The organism is Enterobacter sp. RHBSTW-00994, from assembly GCF_013782625.1.
Classification (GTDB): domain Bacteria; phylum Pseudomonadota; class Gammaproteobacteria; order Enterobacterales; family Enterobacteriaceae; genus Enterobacter.
In genome coordinates, this window is the sequence record NZ_CP056199.1 from 3,640,164 (window position 1) to 3,656,622 (window position 16,459).

The window sequence follows — 16,459 nt, forward strand, 5'->3', positions numbered from 1 at the left end:
GAAAGACGCGCATTTGTTATCATCATCCCTGTTCTTCAGAGATGTATATTTTGGCCACAGCGATGTGGCCTTTTTCTTTTCTGTCAGGCGTGCTTCGCCAGATAGACATCAAACGGCTCGGTATCTGCCGCTTCCACCTCTTTCTGACGCGCCACTGAAGCCTCTCGTTCAGCAATGAAATCCGCTTCACTGAGGATCTCTAATGGCTCTTCACGCAACATGTCACGGTACTCCGCCGCAAGCGAACGCCCTGTGCCGCCAATGCCTTCATCAATCATAGAGCGCAGGATACGTGCTGAAAACGTCAGTTCAGGATTATCAAAGCATGCCACCAGTTGGTCGCACACATTCTGATATTCCTCTCCACCGTACACGCTATCCATTGTCTGAGCGACACGTTTCAGGTCACGGAACAGGTCTTTACCCACTTTTGGCAATGGGAACTGCGCTGTTTCACAGCCAATGCCCAGCGTCAGGCCCGGTTTGCGCCCTTCCAGAATCACGCGATTCCAGTTAGTACGGGTACAAAGCAATTCATCCGCACTCATTTCAGGCGCATCAGCCAGCACGCACCAGACCATAAACAGATCGAGGAAGCGAACTTGCTGCTCATCAACGCCAATCGGTGAGAACGGGTTGATGTCCAGTGAGCGCACTTCAATATACTCAATACCGCCACGCTGCAACGCATCCGACGGTGTTTCACCGCTGCGCGTAACGCGTTTCGGGCGGATTGGCGCATACAGCTCGTTTTCAATCTGCAGCACATTACTGTTGATTTGCAGGCGCTTACCGTCTTTTTCGAGGCCGATTTTTTCGTACTCTTCCGACGGCGTTTTGATCGCGCGCTTCAATCCTGCCACATATTCATGCAATTCGTTAAACGTAATACCGAGATTGCTTTGCGACTTATTGGTATAACCAAGATCGCTCAGACGCAAAGACGTCGCATACGGCAGGTAATACATCCCACCATCGGTTTTCTCAAACGGCAATGTGGTGGGTTTTCCCTGCAAGAACGAGGAACAGATTGCGGGGGAAGCACCAAACAAATAAGGAATAACCCAGCCGAAACGGTAATAGTTGCGGATCAGGCGGAAGTAACCCGCTGAAATCGCCTCTTTATCAGTTTCACCGCATTTCGCTTGCCAGAACGCCATCGGCAACGAGAAGTTGTAATGCACACCTGAAATAGTCTGCATTAACGCCCCATAGCGGTTTTTCAGACCTTCGCGATAGAGCGTTTTCAGACGGCCAACGTTAGATGTACCGTACTGTGCCAGCTCAATATCCTGACCTTGTTCGATATAGCATGGCATGCTGAGCGGCCACATACGCTCATCACCCAAATTACGGGCGGTAAAGCGATGAACATCACGCAACAGCGTCAGCATATGATCGATATCACCATCAACAGGAGTAATGAACTCCAGTAGTGCTTCTGCAAAATCGGTGGTGATCCATTTATGTGTCAACGCCGAGCCTAACGCCTGAGGATGGCCCGTAGTTGCTAAACTGCCATCCGCATTAACACGCAGCGTTTCTCGCTCAAGACCACGCTGAATACCCTTCAGAGCCTGAGGGTGGTTTTCCAGCCAGGCCAGCGCCTGTGATACGTCCGGGATCAAGTTGACCTCCCGCCTGTCAAATTAATGTTACTCAGCATAATTGTAATGGTTGACGATTGAAGGTCGTGAATTCATTCCACCAATTAGTGCCACCACGTCATACCCTGTAGTGTTACCCATGCTACGATCACATAGCGTAACGCCTTGCCAAGGCACAAAAAAAAGAGCACCGGTCCCCACGAGATGCGCATCCATCCCGCCAGCAGACACAGCAAATCACCTATTACAGGTACCCAGCTTAATAACAGCGTGGCAGCGCCATAACGTTTTAGCCAGCCCACCGCTTTTTCCTGCCAGCGCGATTTCTCGCGCAGCGGAAAGAAACGCCCAAGAATAACGTTAGTCAGCCCTCCAAGGCTATTACCCATTGTTGCTATTAATACAAGCAACCACGGTTGACTCACACTGGACAACAGCATCGCCACCAATACGACTTCCGAGTTACCCGGTAAGAGCGTGGCACTTAAGAAACTGCTGGCAAATAATGAAGCAAGTGACAGTGCGTCACTCACAGTAAGCGAACATCCACAGCATCCATCCCGGCATGACGAGCGGCCTGAATACCGAAGTCAGCATCCTCAAACACAACGCATTTTGCCGCAGGTACACCCATTAATTCTGCGCAAAGCAGGAAGGTATCGGGTGCGGGCTTGTGGTTTTTAACATGATCGGCAGCAACGACAGCGGAAAAATAGTGCCGCAGGCCAAGATGGTTGAGCAGCGCTTCTGCGATAGCACTTTCACTGCCCGTTCCGACTGCCATCGGGCGACGCCCATGCCACGCTTTAACGACATCAATTAATGGCAAAGGACGCACAGTGTCCAACAGCATCGCTTTTACTGCATCGGTTTTTTCACGCGCGAGCTGGTGTGGATCGAGATCGGCATGGTTCAGTTCAATTACCGCCTGTGCGATACGCCAGGTTGGCGAACCATTCAGTGCGACCATTGCCTGCAAATCGAAGCGCATCCCATAGCGGCCAAGAACGTCATTCCAGGCTTTACGATGAGTGGGTTCGGTATCCAGGATCGTGCCATCCATATCAAAGATCAGACCGTCATACTGTGCGTACATCGTGCTCTCGCCAAACGATTAACAGAGCGTTACTTTATCGTAAATGGTGGTTTTTGTCGCTGATTGCGAAGTGATAACAATGAGAGTGATTAAGAACTGAACATTGGGAGGAAAAACAAGAAGAGATGGTGCATCCGGGAGGATTCGAACCTCCGACCGCTCGGTTCGTAGCCGAGTACTCTATCCAGCTGAGCTACGGATGCATCAGGATTTGCTACTGTACTGCTCGATACTCATATTACTTCGAACGCAATATGAAGTAATAGATGGTGCATCCGGGAGGATTCGAACCTCCGACCGCTCGGTTCGTAGCCGAGTACTCTATCCAACTGAGCTACGGATGCATCAGGATTTACTACTGTACTGCTCGATACTCATATCACTTCGAACGCAATATGAAGTAATAGATGGTGCATCCGGGAGGATTCGAACCTCCGACCGCTCGGTTCGTAGCCGAGTACTCTATCCAGCTGAGCTACGGATGCATCAGGATTTACCACTGTACTGCTCGATAATCATATCACTTCGAAAGTAATATGAAGTAATAGATGGTGCATCCGGGAGGATTCGAACCTCCGACCGCTCGGTTCGTAGCCGAGTACTCTATCCAGCTGAGCTACGGATGCAAAATGGCGGTGAGGCGGGGATTCGAACCCCGGATGCAGCTTTTGACCGCATACTCCCTTAGCAGGGGAGCGCCTTCAGCCTCTCGGCCACCTCACCACACAACGCCTCTTTCGAGTGCTTCGAGTAACTCGTTAAGAGCTTCTCGTCGCTGCGTGGCGCATATATTACTTTCTGGGACTTATAAGTCAAACAATTTTCCACGTGCTTTTATCGTTTGCACAAATCGCAGGCAATTCGCATGTAAAACCCGCAAAGAGGGTGTTTTATAAACGGATTTTTCGGCCAGTTGTACAGACTTCTGCGGGTGTGACCGTAAATTTTATGCGAGATAAGAGAGCTGAGAAGGTTAAAAACAGAGTGAATGAAATCGAATGGTAACTTTAAGCAGGAAGAATAGCAGGAGGGTTGCGTCTCGCCCGACAGCGAGACGCGATAATATCAGTAACTGGACTGCTGGGATTTTTCAGCCTGGATACGCTGGTAGATCTCTTCACGGTGAACAGATACTTCTTTAGGGGCGTTTACGCCGATGCGTACCTGATTACCCTTCACCCCTAAAACTGTCACAGTGACCTCATCCCCAATCATGAGGGTCTCACCAACTCGACGAGTCAGAATCAGCATTCTTTGCTCCTTGAAAGATTAAAAGAGTCGGGTCTCTTGTATCCCGGCATTATCCATCATATAACGCCAAAAAGTAAGCGATGACAAACACGTAAAGTGTAAGCAGTCACGGCATCACATTCTGTTAAACGTAAGTTTAGCCGATATACACAAACTCAACCTGACTTTATCATTATCGATAGCGCAGTGTACAAGACGCCATAACGTTGCCGCTATGGCGTCTGCTTGTGCTTTGTAGTTATTACAGTTTCGCGCTTACCCAGCTTTCAACGCTGGCCAATGCTGCAGGAAGTGCCGCCGCATCCGTACCACCGGCTTGCGCCATGTCCGGACGACCGCCACCTTTACCCCCCACTTGCTGAGCAACCATGCCGATCAGTTCCCCTGCTTTAACGCGGTCGGTCACATCCTTAGAGACGCCCGCAATCAGAGAAACCTTACCTTCAGCCACAGTGGCCAGAACGATGACCGTTGAACCTAACTGGTTCTTCAGGTCGTCAACCATAGTGCGAAGCATCTTAGGCTCAACCCCGGCCAGATCGCTAACCAGCAGTTTAACACCTTTGATATCTACCGCTTTGCTGGAGAGACTTGCGCTCTCCTGCGCTGCAGCCTGTTCTTTCAGCTGTTGCAGTTCTTTTTCCAACTGACGGGTACGATCGAGCGCAACGCGCACTTTCTCACCCAGGTTATGACTATCGCCTTTCAACAACTGTGCAATATCGTGCAATTGGTCGCTCTGCGCATGCAGGCTGGCAATCGCGCCTTCGCCGGTTACCGCTTCGATACGACGTACACCCGCCGCAGTACCAGACTCGGAAACGATGCGGAACAGACCGATGTCACCAGTGCGGGAAGCATGAGTACCACCGCACAATTCGGTAGAGAAGTCGCCCATGCTCAGTACGCGAACACGTTCGTCATATTTCTCACCAAACAGTGCCATCGCACCTTTCTTCTTCGCCGCCTCAAGCTCCATGATATTGGTTTCGATTGGCAGGTTACGGCGGATCTGCGCGTTCACCAGATCTTCAACCGCACGGATTTCAGATGGTTTCATCGCCTCAAAATGAGAGAAGTCGAAACGCAGAATTTTATCGTTAACCAGAGAGCCTTTCTGTGCGACATGCGTACCCAGAACCTCACGCAGCGCAGCGTGCATCAGGTGCGTTGCCGAGTGGTTCAGACGGATACGTGCACGACGTGCTTCATCGACGTTTGCCTGAACACCTTCGCCCACTTTCAGTGAACCGGAAACCAGTTTGCCCTGGTGACCAATTGCCTGGCCGTATTTCTGAGTGTCGCTTACGCTGAAGCTGAAGCCGTTACCTTTCAGTTCGCCTTTATCGCCAACCTGGCCACCGGATTCCGCATAGAACGGAGTTTTATCAAGAACAACAACGGCTTCCTGACCCGCACTGATACTGTCGACCGCTTTACCGTCAACAAACAGGGCCGTCACTTTGCCATTCAGTTCCAGGCTCTCATAGCCTTTGAATTCGGAGGCACTATCAACACGGATCATCGCGTTGTAATCAGCACCAAAACCGCTGGATTCACGCGCACGACGGCGCTGCTCTTCCATTGCAGCTTCAAAGCCTGCTTCGTCTACTTTAATGTCACGCTCACGGCAAACGTCTGCCGTCAAGTCAACCGGGAAGCCGTAGGTGTCGTACAGGCGGAAAGCAGTTTCGCCATCCAGCGTGTCACCCTTCAGTTTCGACAGTTCTTCATCGAGCAGAGCCAGACCGCGCTCCAGAGTACGCGCAAACTGTTCTTCTTCAGTTTTCAGAACGTGTTCAACCTGCGTCTGCTGGCGTTTCAGTTCATCGCCCGCAGCACCCATTACGCCGATCAATGGGCCAACAAGCTTATAGAAGAAGGTGTCTTTCGCCCCCAGCATGTTGCCGTGACGGATTGCACGACGAATGATACGACGCAGAACATATCCACGGTTTTCATTCGACGGGATCACGCCGTCAGCAATCAGGAATGCGCAAGAGCGAATATGGTCTGCGATAACGCGCAGAGATTTACTGCTGAGATCGGTCGCTCCCGTCACTTCCGCTACTGATTTAATCAGTGTGCTGAACAGGTCGATGTCATAGTTGGAATTAACGTGCTGCAGAACGGCAGCAATACGTTCCAGCCCCATACCGGTATCAACCGATGGCTTCGGCAGAGGTTCCATCGTGCCGTCAACCTGACGGTTGAACTGCATAAAGACGATGTTCCAGATCTCAATGTAGCGATCGCCGTCTTCTTCAGGTGTACCTGGAGGGCCACCCCAGATATGGTCGCCGTGATCATAGAAGATCTCAGTACATGGACCACAAGGACCGGTATCACCCATCTGCCAGAAGTTATCAGACGCATAAGGCGCGCCTTTGTTATCGCCGATGCGAATAATGCGCTCGCGCGGGATACCGACTTCTTTTTCCCAGATTTCGTAGGCTTCATCGTCAGTTTCATAGACGGTAACCCACAGACGCTCTTTCGGCAGATTGAACCAGTTTTCACCGGTCAGCAGTTCCCACGCATATTGAATAGCATCGTGTTTGAAGTAGTCGCCGAAGCTGAAGTTACCCAGCATTTCGAAGAAAGTATGGTGACGTGCAGTGTAACCGACGTTTTCCAGGTCATTGTGTTTACCGCCCGCACGCACGCAACGCTGTGAGGTGGTGGCGCGGGAATAATTACGCTTGTCGAGACCAAGGAAAACATCCTTGAACTGGTTCATCCCGGCGTTGGTAAACAGTAAAGTCGGGTCGTTGTTCGGTACCAGGGAGCTGCTGGCAACAACCTGGTGTCCCTTACTATGGAAAAAATCGAGAAACGCCTGACGGATCTCAGCGGTGCTCTTGCTCATAATTATCCTGAAATCAAGCTAACGAAATGTCGTAGCCAAGCCTGCTCCTGACATCAGTTGGACAGACCTGCTACTGGAAAAAGTGGGAATAAGATAAGTTTTCTTGGGAGGGAAGTAAAATCCCGCATGCGTTCAATCTGCAAAATTACGCCATATATCCTGAATATCTTCCATCAGGTAGCCGCGATAGAGCAAAAAGCGCTGGATTTTAACTTTTTCTGAAAATTCTCGTGGTAGCGGCTCACCATACTTGCGGGCGGCCTGCGCATACGCCAGTTCACACCAGTCGATATCACATTCACGCATCGCTTTTTCGGTGGATTCGCGCGCGATACCCTTCTGATTCAGCTCCTGACGGATACGCGCCGGGCCGTACCCTTTTCGGCTGCGACTGGCAATGAAACGAGAGACAAAACGGTCATCATCCAGATAATGGTATTCGTAGCACCAGGCAATGACGCGATCATAATCTTCTGCAGTGGCATCAATCTCTTCCGGACCATTTTTACTCATGATGGGCGCAGAGAGTTTACGCCGTAGTTCCTGTTCGCTGTGGTCACGAACCGCCAAAATGCGTACAGCGCGATCCAACAAGCGAGCATAGGCAGAACGACGCGATGTGGGTTCACTCATACAAAACCTGCTGTATTACAAATGCAAAAAGGGCCGCATCCGCAGCCCTTCATTTTTAAACGAGAGAATTAAAAATCTTCGTTGGTTTCTTCAACATCAGCGCCATCAACCGCGAAATCGGGTTTGGAATCCTGGTTGTTCAGCAGAAGTTCACGCACTTTCTTTTCAATCTCTTTCGCAGCAGCCGGGTTATCTTTAAGCCAGGAGATAGCATTTGCTTTACCCTGACCAATCTTATCACCGTTGTAGCTATACCATGCGCCAGCTTTCTCGATCAGCTTCTCTTTGACACCCAGATCAACCAGCTCGCCGAAGAAGTTGATACCTTCACCGTAGAGGATCTGGAATTCAGCCTGTTTGAACGGGGCCGCAATTTTATTCTTCACAACCTTCACGCGAGTTTCGCTACCGACAACGTTCTCACCCTCTTTCACCGCACCGATACGGCGGATATCCAGACGGACAGAAGCGTAGAATTTCAGCGCGTTACCACCGGTAGTCGTTTCCGGGTTACCGAACATCACACCAATCTTCATACGGATCTGGTTGATGAAAATCAGCAGCGTGTTGGACTGTTTCAGGTTACCGGCCAGCTTACGCATCGCCTGGCTCATCATTCGTGCCGCAAGGCCCATATGAGAGTCACCGATTTCGCCTTCGATTTCCGCTTTTGGTGTCAGTGCGGCAACGGAGTCAACCACGATGACATCAACAGCACCGGAGCGCGCCAGTGCGTCACAAATTTCCAGTGCTTGCTCACCGGTGTCTGGCTGAGAGCACAGCAGATTGTCGATATCGACACCCAATTTACGAGCATAAACAGGATCAAGTGCGTGTTCAGCATCGATAAAGGCACAGGTTTTGCCTTCACGCTGTGCAGCAGCGATAACCTGTAGCGTCAGCGTGGTTTTACCTGAGGATTCCGGTCCGTAGATTTCTACGATACGGCCCATTGGCAAACCACCTGCGCCCAGTGCGATATCCAGTGAAAGCGAACCGGTGGAGATTGTCTCTACGTCCATGGAACGGTCTTCACCCAGGCGCATGATGGAGCCTTTACCGAATTGCTTTTCGATCTGGCCCAGTGCTGCCGCCAACGCTTTCTGTTTGTTCTCGTCGATAGCCATTATTACTCCTGTCATGCAGTAAATACGCAAGCGTATTTACTGGGGGTGAATTCTGTTCTGTTGATGCGATTATACTGTATGGTCATACAGTATCAAGTGTTTTGTAGAAATTGTTGCCAGAGCGTTTTTAACGCATATTCTGTTGCCTGACGGCGCACGCTTTCGCGATCGCCGCTAAAGCACTCACGGCGAGTGATCCCTTCGCCTTGCGACGTAGCGAAGCCAAACCAGACTGTGCCTACAGGCTTCACATCACTGCCGCCATCTGGTCCAGCAATGCCGCTGATAGAAATCGCATAATCGGCACACGCTTCTTTCAGTGCCCCAATCGCCATTTCAATAACCACCGGTTCACTGACCGCGCCGTGCTGCTCGAGCGTAGATTCACGCACGCCAATCATCTGCGCTTTAGCCTCGTTACTGTAGGTGACAAAGCCACGCTCAAACCAGGCGGAACTGCCCGCAATATCCGTAATCACTTTCGCTACCCAACCGCCCGTGCAGGACTCGGCGGTGGTTAATGTCGCACCTCGCTGCTTCAGCGCCAGCCCTACCACTTCGCTAAGCTGCATCAATTCATGGTCAGTCATTATCGCTCCAGGCCTTAGAAAAACGTGCAGCACAAGATAGCACTTTCTCATCAGATATGGGGATGGTGTTCAGGTTTTACGAGGAGGCTTCAGAAAAAAGCCGATGCAGACGCATCGGCTGGAGAGGCAGTTACTTCATACTATTTGCAAGCGTATCAACATTGTGGCGGAACGCGTTGACGTAGGTATCCGCCACTCCGCCTTTTGCAGACAAGGCCTCAGGGTAAAGTTCTCCCCCCGGTTGTGCGCCTGTGGCACTGGCGATCTGTTTTACAAGACGCGGATCGAGCTGGTTTTCCATAAACCAGGTTTTCACGCCATCCACTTTAATCTGATTGATGATCTCAGCCACCTGGGCCGCACTCGCTTCGCTCTCAGACGAAAGTCCCTGAGGAGCCATAAAAGTCACGCCGTAGGCACGGCTGAAGTACCCGAAGGCGTCATGGCTGGTCAGCACTTTACGTTTATCTTGCGGGATCTGGCTGAAACGCGTTTTTGCCCAGCTATCCAGCTGCGTAAGCTGTGCGATATACGGTTTACCAGAAGCCTCAAGCGCCGTTTTATTTTCCGGATCAGCGTTTACCAGACCCTCCAGAATATTTTGCGCGTACAAAGCCCCATTTGCAGCACTGTTCCATGCATGCGGATCGGTCACGGTTTTACCATCCTCTTCCAGGGTGTGCGTTTTTACCCCTGCTGAGGCCACTACAAGCTGGCCTTTAAAACCGGATGCTTTAACCAGCCTGTCGAGCCAGCCTTCCAGGCCCAGGCCGTTCACTACCACCACATCTGCTTTGCTCAGCGCCGCACTGTCTTTCGGCGATGGTTCAAAGGTATGCGGGTCGCCGTCCGGGCCCACCAGTGTCGTCACCTTCACCTGCGAGCCCCCCACTTCTTGCGTGATATCACCCAGAATTGAAAAGCTAGTCACCACATTCAGCGTTTTTGCCAGCACACTTTGCGACATCAATCCCAGTGCGAGCGCAATTACAACCCCTGTACGTTTCATCGTTTCCCCTTGCGTTAAAAAAGCGCACGCAGACTGCCAGCCAGCCTGCTGCGCGTGCCAAATAAAACAGAGATAAAGAACAGCACGCTGGCGGTCAGCACGATGGCGGGTCCGGCAGGTAAACTCACCGCCCAGGAGAGGCTTAACCCCAGCCACGCACAAAACACACCGCTAATACCCGCCATCAGAAGTAATCCTGGTAATGTACGGACCCAACACCGCGCAGCCACTGCCGGAAGCATCATCAGGCCAACCGCCATCAACGTTCCCAGCACCTGAAATCCCGCCACCAGGTTAAGCACCAGCAGAGCAAGAAACAGGCCATGCAATACTCCCGGCAGCCATCGGGCGTTGACTTGCAGCCATGCGGTATCGAAAGCTTCTGTGACCAGTCCACGATAAAAAATCGCCAGGGTGATCAACGTGAGGATGCAAACACCGGCTACAAACAGTGCGGCATTGTTATCCACTGCGAGAATTGAGCCAAAGAGCAGATGCAGCAGGTCGACATTCGACCCGCGCAGAGACACCAGCGTGACGCCTAGTGCCAGCGAGCCCAGGTAGAACCCTGCAAAACTGGCATCTTCTTTCAGTGGTGTCCGACGGCTCACCAGACCAGCCACCAGCGCAACCGTAATTCCGGCAATAAAACCGCCAATACTCATCGCCAGCAATGACATCCCATTGAGCAGATATCCCACCGCCACTCCGGGCAGAATCGCGTGTGAAAGGGCATCGCCCATCAGGCTCATACGTCGTAGCAGAAGAAATACGCCCAGTGCAGTGGTGCTCACAGAGAGCGCCAGGCATACCACCAGCGCACGACGCATAAAGCCGTATTCAATAAACGGCTGAAAAAAGAGATGCCAGATCATGCCACCCTCACTCGCCCGGTTTTCCAGTGCGGAGTGCCTGAATCCAGCCGTAATGTTTGTGGGAAATGGCGCGACACGCGCTCGCTGTCGTGCAGAACCGCCAGCAATGTTTGACCCTGCAGGTACATCTCCAGCATCAGTTCCATCAACACGTTGCAGGTGGCTTCATCAACGCCGGTGAATGGCTCATCCAGCATAACCAGCGGCGCTTCCTGTACCAGCACCCGGGCAAACAGCATCCGCTGGAACTGACCGCCAGACAGTTCATCAATGGTCGATAACGCCATCGACTCCAGCCCCACCCGTTCCAACGCCCGAATTATGTTAAGGCGCGTTTTACGGCGAAACCCGCCCAGCAGCGAAACCGACGGCCAGCACCCCATACTCACCACATCCTGAACGGTGAGAGGAAATTGTGCTTCCAGTGCGTGACGTTGCGCCAGCCAGCCAATCACCGGGCGTTTCCCCTGCCAGTGAAAACTACCGTTAACCGGAGGAATAAACCCGGCGAGGGTTTTCAATAGCGTGGATTTACCGCATCCATTAGCACCGACAATCGCTGTCATACTTCCACGCTCAATCACGCCCGTCAGCGGCTGGGTAACAGGTTGACGTTCATACCCGGCGACCAGGTGATTCATTACGATCATGGCAATGCCACCGCCCAGCGCACGGCCAGCCCGATGAACAAAACAAGTACCAGCGCGAACAGGAATCGCGACCACGCGGAAAGGGAAAAAAGGGATGTTGACATCACAGCACCATGAAATAATGTTATAACATAACAATAATCAAATGCGATTAAGATGTAAATGCAGGCAGTAATACGGGAGTGTGGCGAAATGTTTCTGTGTCGTTCCCCTCTCCCTGTGGGAGAGGGGAAAATAACGTATTACTGGCTAAACGGAGACGCCGCAGGGGCACGCGCCTGGGAAACCGCCAGGCCCAGTTGCCACACTGCCATAGCGTAATGCGTGCTGTGGTTATAACGGGTAATGGTGTAGAAGTTCGGCAGACCATACCAGTACTGATAGCCCGTACCAACATCAAGACGCAGCAAACTCACCTGCTGAGCATTACCGAGTGGTTGCGTTGGCGTCAAACCCGCAGCTGCAAGCTGTGAAATGCTGTAACTGGTTTTGAAGCCATTCTCCAGCCCAGGCGCCTGGCCATTTGCCTGGACCGCAACCTGGCCGCCTGCGGTCCAGCCGTGCGCTTTGAAGTAGTTCGCCACGCTGCCGATGGCATCTACCGGATCCCACAGGTTGATATGTCCGTCACCATTAAAGTCGACAGCATATTGCTTATAGGACGATGGCATAAACTGACCATAACCCATTGCTCCGGCAAATGAGCCTTTCAGCTCCAGCGGATCATCCTGCTCGTTGCGCGCCATCAGCAGGAAGGTTTCCAGCTCAGAGGAGAAATACTCGGCGCGGCGCGGATAGTTAAAGGAGAGTGTCGCCAGCGCATCCAGAATACGGGTTTTCCCCATCACCCGGCCCCAGCGCGTCTCCACACCGATGATACCGACGATAATTTCCGGCGGCACACCGTACACCTGCCACGCACGGTTAAGCGCATCTTCATACTGATTCCAGAACACCACGCCATTTTGCACGTTGTCCGGGGTAATAAATTGTTTGCGATAACGCAACCACGCACCATTTGGCCCGGTAGGGGCTTGCGCAGTTGGCGCTTGTCTGTCCATCAGGCGCAGCACGTAATCCAGACGTTTCGCCTGAGAAAGAATTTCGTGCAGCTGTTGTTTGTCAAAACCGTGTTTGCTCACCATTTTATCGATGAACTGCTCGGCCGCCGGATTATTCGCGAAGTCACCGCCCATCTGCATTGTGTTGTGCTGAGGCTCCAGCAAAAATCCCCCGGAGGGTGCGCCAGCAGTCGGCTGAACAGCTTCAGTCTTAGGTTTGCTACTACAGGCGGAAAGCAGAATAAGCGCAGGTAACAGCGCTGCATAACGACGCTTGAACATGGGACATCCATTTAACGAGTTCGATAAGAGCCCAGTATGGTAAAACATCCCAGACACCTCAAGGAAGCGGTACTGACCCCCTCCCCCAAATCTTTACGCTCCCCAACGCAAATTTGCGCACTTATTAACCAAAACCCATTCACACCATCAATTAACTTTCAAAATAATCCTTTTTTCTTTCATTGTGAGATCCAATTAACACTTTAAAACCTTTCAAAATGATTATTATTAGTCGCGGTTATACAAAAACAAAAAGCCCCACAGGAGAGAACAATGATAGAAACCATCACCCACAGTGCCGAGTGGTTCATCGGGCTGTTTCAGAAAGGTGGAGAGGTGTTTACCGGCATGGTGACCGGGATCCTGCCCCTGCTGATCAGTCTGCTGGTCATCATGAACGCGCTAATTAACTTTATCGGTCAGCAACGTATTGAGCGCTTCGCTCAGCGCTGCGCCGGTAACCCTCTGTCCCGCTACCTGGTCCTGCCCTGCATCGGTACGTTTGTATTCTGCAATCCGATGACCTTAAGCCTCGGCCGTTTTATGCCAGAAAAGTACAAACCGAGTTATTACGCCGCCGCCTCTTATAGCTGCCATTCGATGAACGGCCTGTTCCCGCACATCAACCCTGGCGAGCTGTTTGTTTACCTCGGTATCGCCAGTGGTTTAACCACGCTTGGCCTGCCGCTCGGCCCACTGGCGGTGAGTTATCTGCTGGTCGGTCTGGTCACCAACTTCTTCCGCGGCTGGGTAACCGATCTCACCACCACCATTTTCGAGAAAAAAATGGGCATTCAGCTTGAACAAAACGTTCACCTTTCAGGAGCGACAGCATGAGCCGTATTCGTATCGAAAAAGGAACCGGCGGCTGGGGCGGCCCACTGGAGCTAGACGCCTCCGCAGATAAAAAAATTGTCTACATTACCGCAGGCACACGCCCGGCGATTGTCGACAAGTTGCGTGAAGTAACCGGCTGGGAAGCGGTAGATGGCTTTAAAGAGGGTGAGCCACCAGAAGCGGAAATTGGCGTGGCCGTAATCGATTGTGGCGGCACGCTGCGCTGCGGGATCTATCCAAAGCGTCGTATCCCGACCGTAAATATCCACGCCACGGGTAAATCCGGACCACTGGCGCAATACATCGTTGAAGACATTTATGTTTCTGGTGTGAAAGAAGAAAACATTTATCTGGTGGATGGACAGCCCGCACCGCAAAAGTCCGAAGCCAAACCCGCACCGCGAGATTACGACACCAGTAAAAAAATAACTGAACAGAGCGATGGTCTGCTGGCGAAAGTTGGGATGGGAATGGGCTCTGCCGTTGCGGTGCTGTTTCAGTCCGGGCGCGACACCATCGACACCGTCCTGAAGACCATTTTGCCGTTTATGGCGTTCGTCTCGGCACTTATCGGCATCATCATGGCTTCCGGCCTGGGCGACTGGATTGCCCACGGCCTCGCCCCACTCGCCAGCCATCCACTCGGGCTGGTGACGCTGGCGTTGATCTGCTCCTTCCCGTTGCTGTCACCTTTCCTCGGCCCAGGCGCGGTGATAGCACAGGTCATCGGGGTACTGATTGGTGTGCAAATTGGGCTAGGTAATATCCCTCCTCACCTTGCCCTGCCCGCGCTGTTTGCCATCAACGCACAGGCCGCGTGTGATTTTATCCCGGTAGGGCTCTCCCTTGCCGAAGCCCGCCAGGACACCGTACGCGTCGGCGTACCTTCAGTACTGGTGAGCCGCTTCCTGACAGGTGCGCCAACCGTGCTGATTGCCTGGTTTGTCTCCGGATTTATTTATCAATAAGAGGTTCCTGCGATGACCGTGATTTACCAAACCACTATTACCCGCGTCGGCCAAAGTGCAGCCGATGCACTCAGCGACCAGATGCTGATTACTTTTCGCGAAGGTGCACCGGCAGATATTGAAGAGTTCTGTTTTATTCACTGCCACGGTGAGCTGAAAGGCGAACTGAAGGCCGGCAGCCAGCTTGAACTGGGTGAAACGCACTATGCGGTGACCGCCGTCGGTGACGTGGCCGAACAAAACCTACGGGAGTTAGGCCATATCACCCTGCGTTTTGACGGCCAGTTGCAGGCGGAATATCCCGGCACAGTGCATGTGGCGGGTCCGGTCCCGCAGGCTGTCACCCCAGGCTGCACATTAAAGTTTGTTGCGTAATTTAAGGAGAAAGATATGAGTCAGGTTGCCGTTGTCATTGGTGGAGGACAGACCTTAGGGGAGTTTCTCTGCCGTGGGCTTGCCGCAGAAGGTTATCGCGTGGCGGTTGTTGATATTCAAAGTGAAAAAGCGGCCCGCGTCGCGAACGTCATTAACCAGGAATTTGGTGAAGGGATGGCGTACGGATTTGGGGCCGATGCCACCAGCGAACAAAGCGTGATGGCGCTCGCCCGTGGCGTAGACGAGATATTTGGCCGCACTGACCTGCTGGTCTACAGCGCTGGTATCGCTAAAGCAGCGTTCATCAGCGACTTTGAACTGGGGGATTTTGACCGTTCACTGCAGGTCAACCTGGTGGGGTATTTCCTCTGCGCCCGCGAGTTTTCACGCCTGATGATCCGTGACGGCGTTCAGGGACGCATCATTCAGATCAACTCGAAATCGGGCAAAGTGGGCAGTAAACATAATTCCGGTTACAGCGCCGCCAAATTTGGCGGCGTAGGGCTGACACAGTCGCTGGCGCTGGATCTCGCGGAATACGGCATTACCGTACACTCTCTGATGCTCGGTAACCTGTTGAAATCGCCGATGTTCCAGTCTCTGTTACCGCAGTACGCCACGAAACTCGGTATCAACGCTGACGAAGTAGAACAGTATTACATCGATAAAGTCCCGCTGAAACGCGGTTGTGATTATCAGGATGTGCTCAACATGCTGCTGTTTTACGCCAGCCCGAAGGCCTCTTACTGCACCGGCCAGTCGATTAACGTGACCGGCGGACAAGTGATGTTCTGATCGGACGGTCTGATGCCCTCACTCTCCCCCTCTCCCTTTGGGAGGGGGAACAAAACAAGGAGCCGAATATGGTCACCGCATTAATCACCGTTGCCGCCATCGCCTGGATTTGTCAGTTGGCGTTTGGTGGCTGGCAAATTCACCAGTTTAACCGCGCCTTTGACGCGCTCTGCCAGAAAGGGCGTGTGGGCGTTGGACGTTCCGGCGGACGCTTCAAGCCGCGTGTGGTCATCGCGATTGCGCTGGATGAGCACAACCGCGTTTGCGATTCGCTCATGATGCGCGGCCTAACCGTTTTCGCCCGCCCGGTGAAAATAGAGGCAATAAATGGCACTTCGTTGCAGGAATTACAGCCTGATGTGATCTTTCCCCATGATTCACTCTGTCAGAATGCACTATCATTAGCGCTTAATCTGAAACATGGATAATTTCGT

General features: G+C 52.3%; 17 protein-coding genes and 5 tRNA genes. 5 read left to right on the forward strand and 17 right to left on the reverse strand.

Annotation, left to right across the window (positions count from 1 at the left end; translation table 11 throughout):
• Window positions 1-83: 83 nt before the first annotated feature.
• The 17 genes from gshA to mltB all read right to left on the reverse strand — a co-directional run bounded on the left by gshA (window position 84) and on the right by mltB (window position 13,050).
• Window positions 84-1,628 carry a glutamate--cysteine ligase gene (gene gshA, locus HV346_RS17365; protein WP_181620498.1) on the reverse strand — a complete coding sequence of 515 codons (1,545 nt, stop codon included), beginning with the start codon at window positions 1,626-1,628 and terminating at the stop codon, window positions 84-86.
• Window positions 1,629-1,711: 83 nt separating this feature from the next.
• Window positions 1,712-2,140, reverse strand: coding sequence for a YqaA family protein (locus HV346_RS17370; RefSeq protein ID WP_181620499.1), 429 nt, complete (start codon window positions 2,138-2,140; stop codon window positions 1,712-1,714).
• Window positions 2,137-2,703 carry a fructose-1-phosphate/6-phosphogluconate phosphatase gene (gene yqaB / locus HV346_RS17375; RefSeq protein ID WP_181620500.1) on the reverse strand — a complete coding sequence of 189 codons (567 nt, stop codon included), beginning with the start codon at window positions 2,701-2,703 and terminating at the stop codon, window positions 2,137-2,139. Before yqaB ends, HV346_RS17370 begins: the two co-directional genes overlap by 4 nt.
• Window positions 2,704-2,829: 126 nt before the next feature.
• Window positions 2,830-2,906: transfer RNA gene (locus HV346_RS17380), tRNA-Arg, on the reverse strand.
• Between the two features lie 64 nt (window positions 2,907-2,970).
• Window positions 2,971-3,047, reverse strand: a tRNA-Arg gene (locus tag HV346_RS17385).
• Between the two features lie 64 nt (window positions 3,048-3,111).
• Window positions 3,112-3,188: transfer RNA gene (locus HV346_RS17390), tRNA-Arg, on the reverse strand.
• A gap of 64 nt (window positions 3,189-3,252) precedes the next feature.
• A tRNA-Arg gene (locus tag HV346_RS17395) sits at window positions 3,253-3,329 on the reverse strand.
• 4 nt (window positions 3,330-3,333) lie between these two features.
• Window positions 3,334-3,426: transfer RNA gene (locus tag HV346_RS17400), tRNA-Ser, on the reverse strand.
• Window positions 3,427-3,768: 342 nt separating this feature from the next.
• Complete coding sequence (gene csrA, locus HV346_RS17405; protein ID WP_000906486.1) at window positions 3,769-3,954, reverse strand: carbon storage regulator CsrA; 186 nt, start codon at window positions 3,952-3,954, stop codon at window positions 3,769-3,771.
• Window positions 3,955-4,195: 241 nt separating this feature from the next.
• On the reverse strand, window positions 4,196-6,823 hold the full coding sequence (gene alaS / locus HV346_RS17410; RefSeq protein WP_181620501.1) for an alanine--tRNA ligase: 2,628 nt from the start codon (window positions 6,821-6,823) through the stop codon (window positions 4,196-4,198).
• Between the two features lie 132 nt (window positions 6,824-6,955).
• Window positions 6,956-7,456 (reverse strand): recombination regulator RecX, encoded by a 501-nt coding sequence (gene recX, locus HV346_RS17415; protein ID WP_181620502.1) that lies wholly within the window; start codon window positions 7,454-7,456, stop codon window positions 6,956-6,958.
• 68 nt (window positions 7,457-7,524) lie between these two features.
• The gene (gene recA / locus HV346_RS17420) at window positions 7,525-8,583 is read right to left on the reverse strand and encodes a recombinase RecA (protein WP_181620503.1); all 1,059 of its coding nucleotides are present in this window, start codon (window positions 8,581-8,583) and stop codon (window positions 7,525-7,527) included.
• Window positions 8,584-8,675: 92 nt separating this feature from the next.
• Window positions 8,676-9,173: a nicotinamide-nucleotide amidase gene (gene pncC, locus HV346_RS17425; RefSeq protein ID WP_181620504.1), complete on the reverse strand. Its 498-nt coding sequence runs from the start codon at window positions 9,171-9,173 to the stop codon at window positions 8,676-8,678.
• Window positions 9,174-9,303: 130 nt separating this feature from the next.
• On the reverse strand, window positions 9,304-10,182 hold the full coding sequence (locus HV346_RS17430) for a metal ABC transporter substrate-binding protein (protein WP_181620505.1): 879 nt from the start codon (window positions 10,180-10,182) through the stop codon (window positions 9,304-9,306).
• Between the two features lie 14 nt (window positions 10,183-10,196).
• A complete protein-coding gene (locus tag HV346_RS17435; RefSeq protein ID WP_181620506.1) occupies window positions 10,197-11,057 on the reverse strand; it encodes a metal ABC transporter permease in 861 nt (286 codons plus the stop codon).
• Window positions 11,054-11,707 (reverse strand): ATP-binding cassette domain-containing protein, encoded by a 654-nt coding sequence (locus HV346_RS17440; protein ID WP_181620507.1) that lies wholly within the window; start codon window positions 11,705-11,707, stop codon window positions 11,054-11,056. The genes HV346_RS17435 and HV346_RS17440 overlap by 4 nt, the downstream gene beginning before the upstream one ends.
• A 242-nt stretch (window positions 11,708-11,949) precedes the next feature.
• The gene (gene mltB / locus HV346_RS17445) at window positions 11,950-13,050 is read right to left on the reverse strand and encodes a lytic murein transglycosylase B (RefSeq protein ID WP_181620508.1); all 1,101 of its coding nucleotides are present in this window, start codon (window positions 13,048-13,050) and stop codon (window positions 11,950-11,952) included.
• Window positions 13,051-13,323: 273 nt separating this feature from the next.
• On the opposite strand from mltB, the gene srlA reads away from it, so the two are divergent.
• From srlA to gutM, 5 genes are all read left to right on the forward strand, one after another.
• Window positions 13,324-13,887 (forward strand): PTS glucitol/sorbitol transporter subunit IIC, encoded by a 564-nt coding sequence (gene srlA / locus HV346_RS17450; RefSeq protein WP_181620509.1) that lies wholly within the window; start codon window positions 13,324-13,326, stop codon window positions 13,885-13,887.
• Complete coding sequence (locus HV346_RS17455; protein WP_181620510.1) at window positions 13,884-14,855, forward strand: PTS glucitol/sorbitol transporter subunit IIB; 972 nt, start codon at window positions 13,884-13,886, stop codon at window positions 14,853-14,855. Before srlA ends, HV346_RS17455 begins: the two co-directional genes overlap by 4 nt.
• Before the next feature lie 12 nt (window positions 14,856-14,867).
• The gene (gene srlB, locus HV346_RS17460; protein ID WP_181620511.1) at window positions 14,868-15,230 is read left to right on the forward strand and encodes a PTS glucitol/sorbitol transporter subunit IIA; all 363 of its coding nucleotides are present in this window, start codon (window positions 14,868-14,870) and stop codon (window positions 15,228-15,230) included.
• Between the two features lie 15 nt (window positions 15,231-15,245).
• A complete protein-coding gene (srlD, locus tag HV346_RS17465) occupies window positions 15,246-16,025 on the forward strand; it encodes a sorbitol-6-phosphate dehydrogenase (RefSeq protein ID WP_181620512.1) in 780 nt (259 codons plus the stop codon).
• A gap of 68 nt (window positions 16,026-16,093) precedes the next feature.
• A complete protein-coding gene (gene gutM / locus HV346_RS17470) occupies window positions 16,094-16,453 on the forward strand; it encodes a transcriptional regulator GutM (RefSeq protein ID WP_181620513.1) in 360 nt (119 codons plus the stop codon).
• Window positions 16,454-16,459 lie beyond the last annotated feature (6 nt).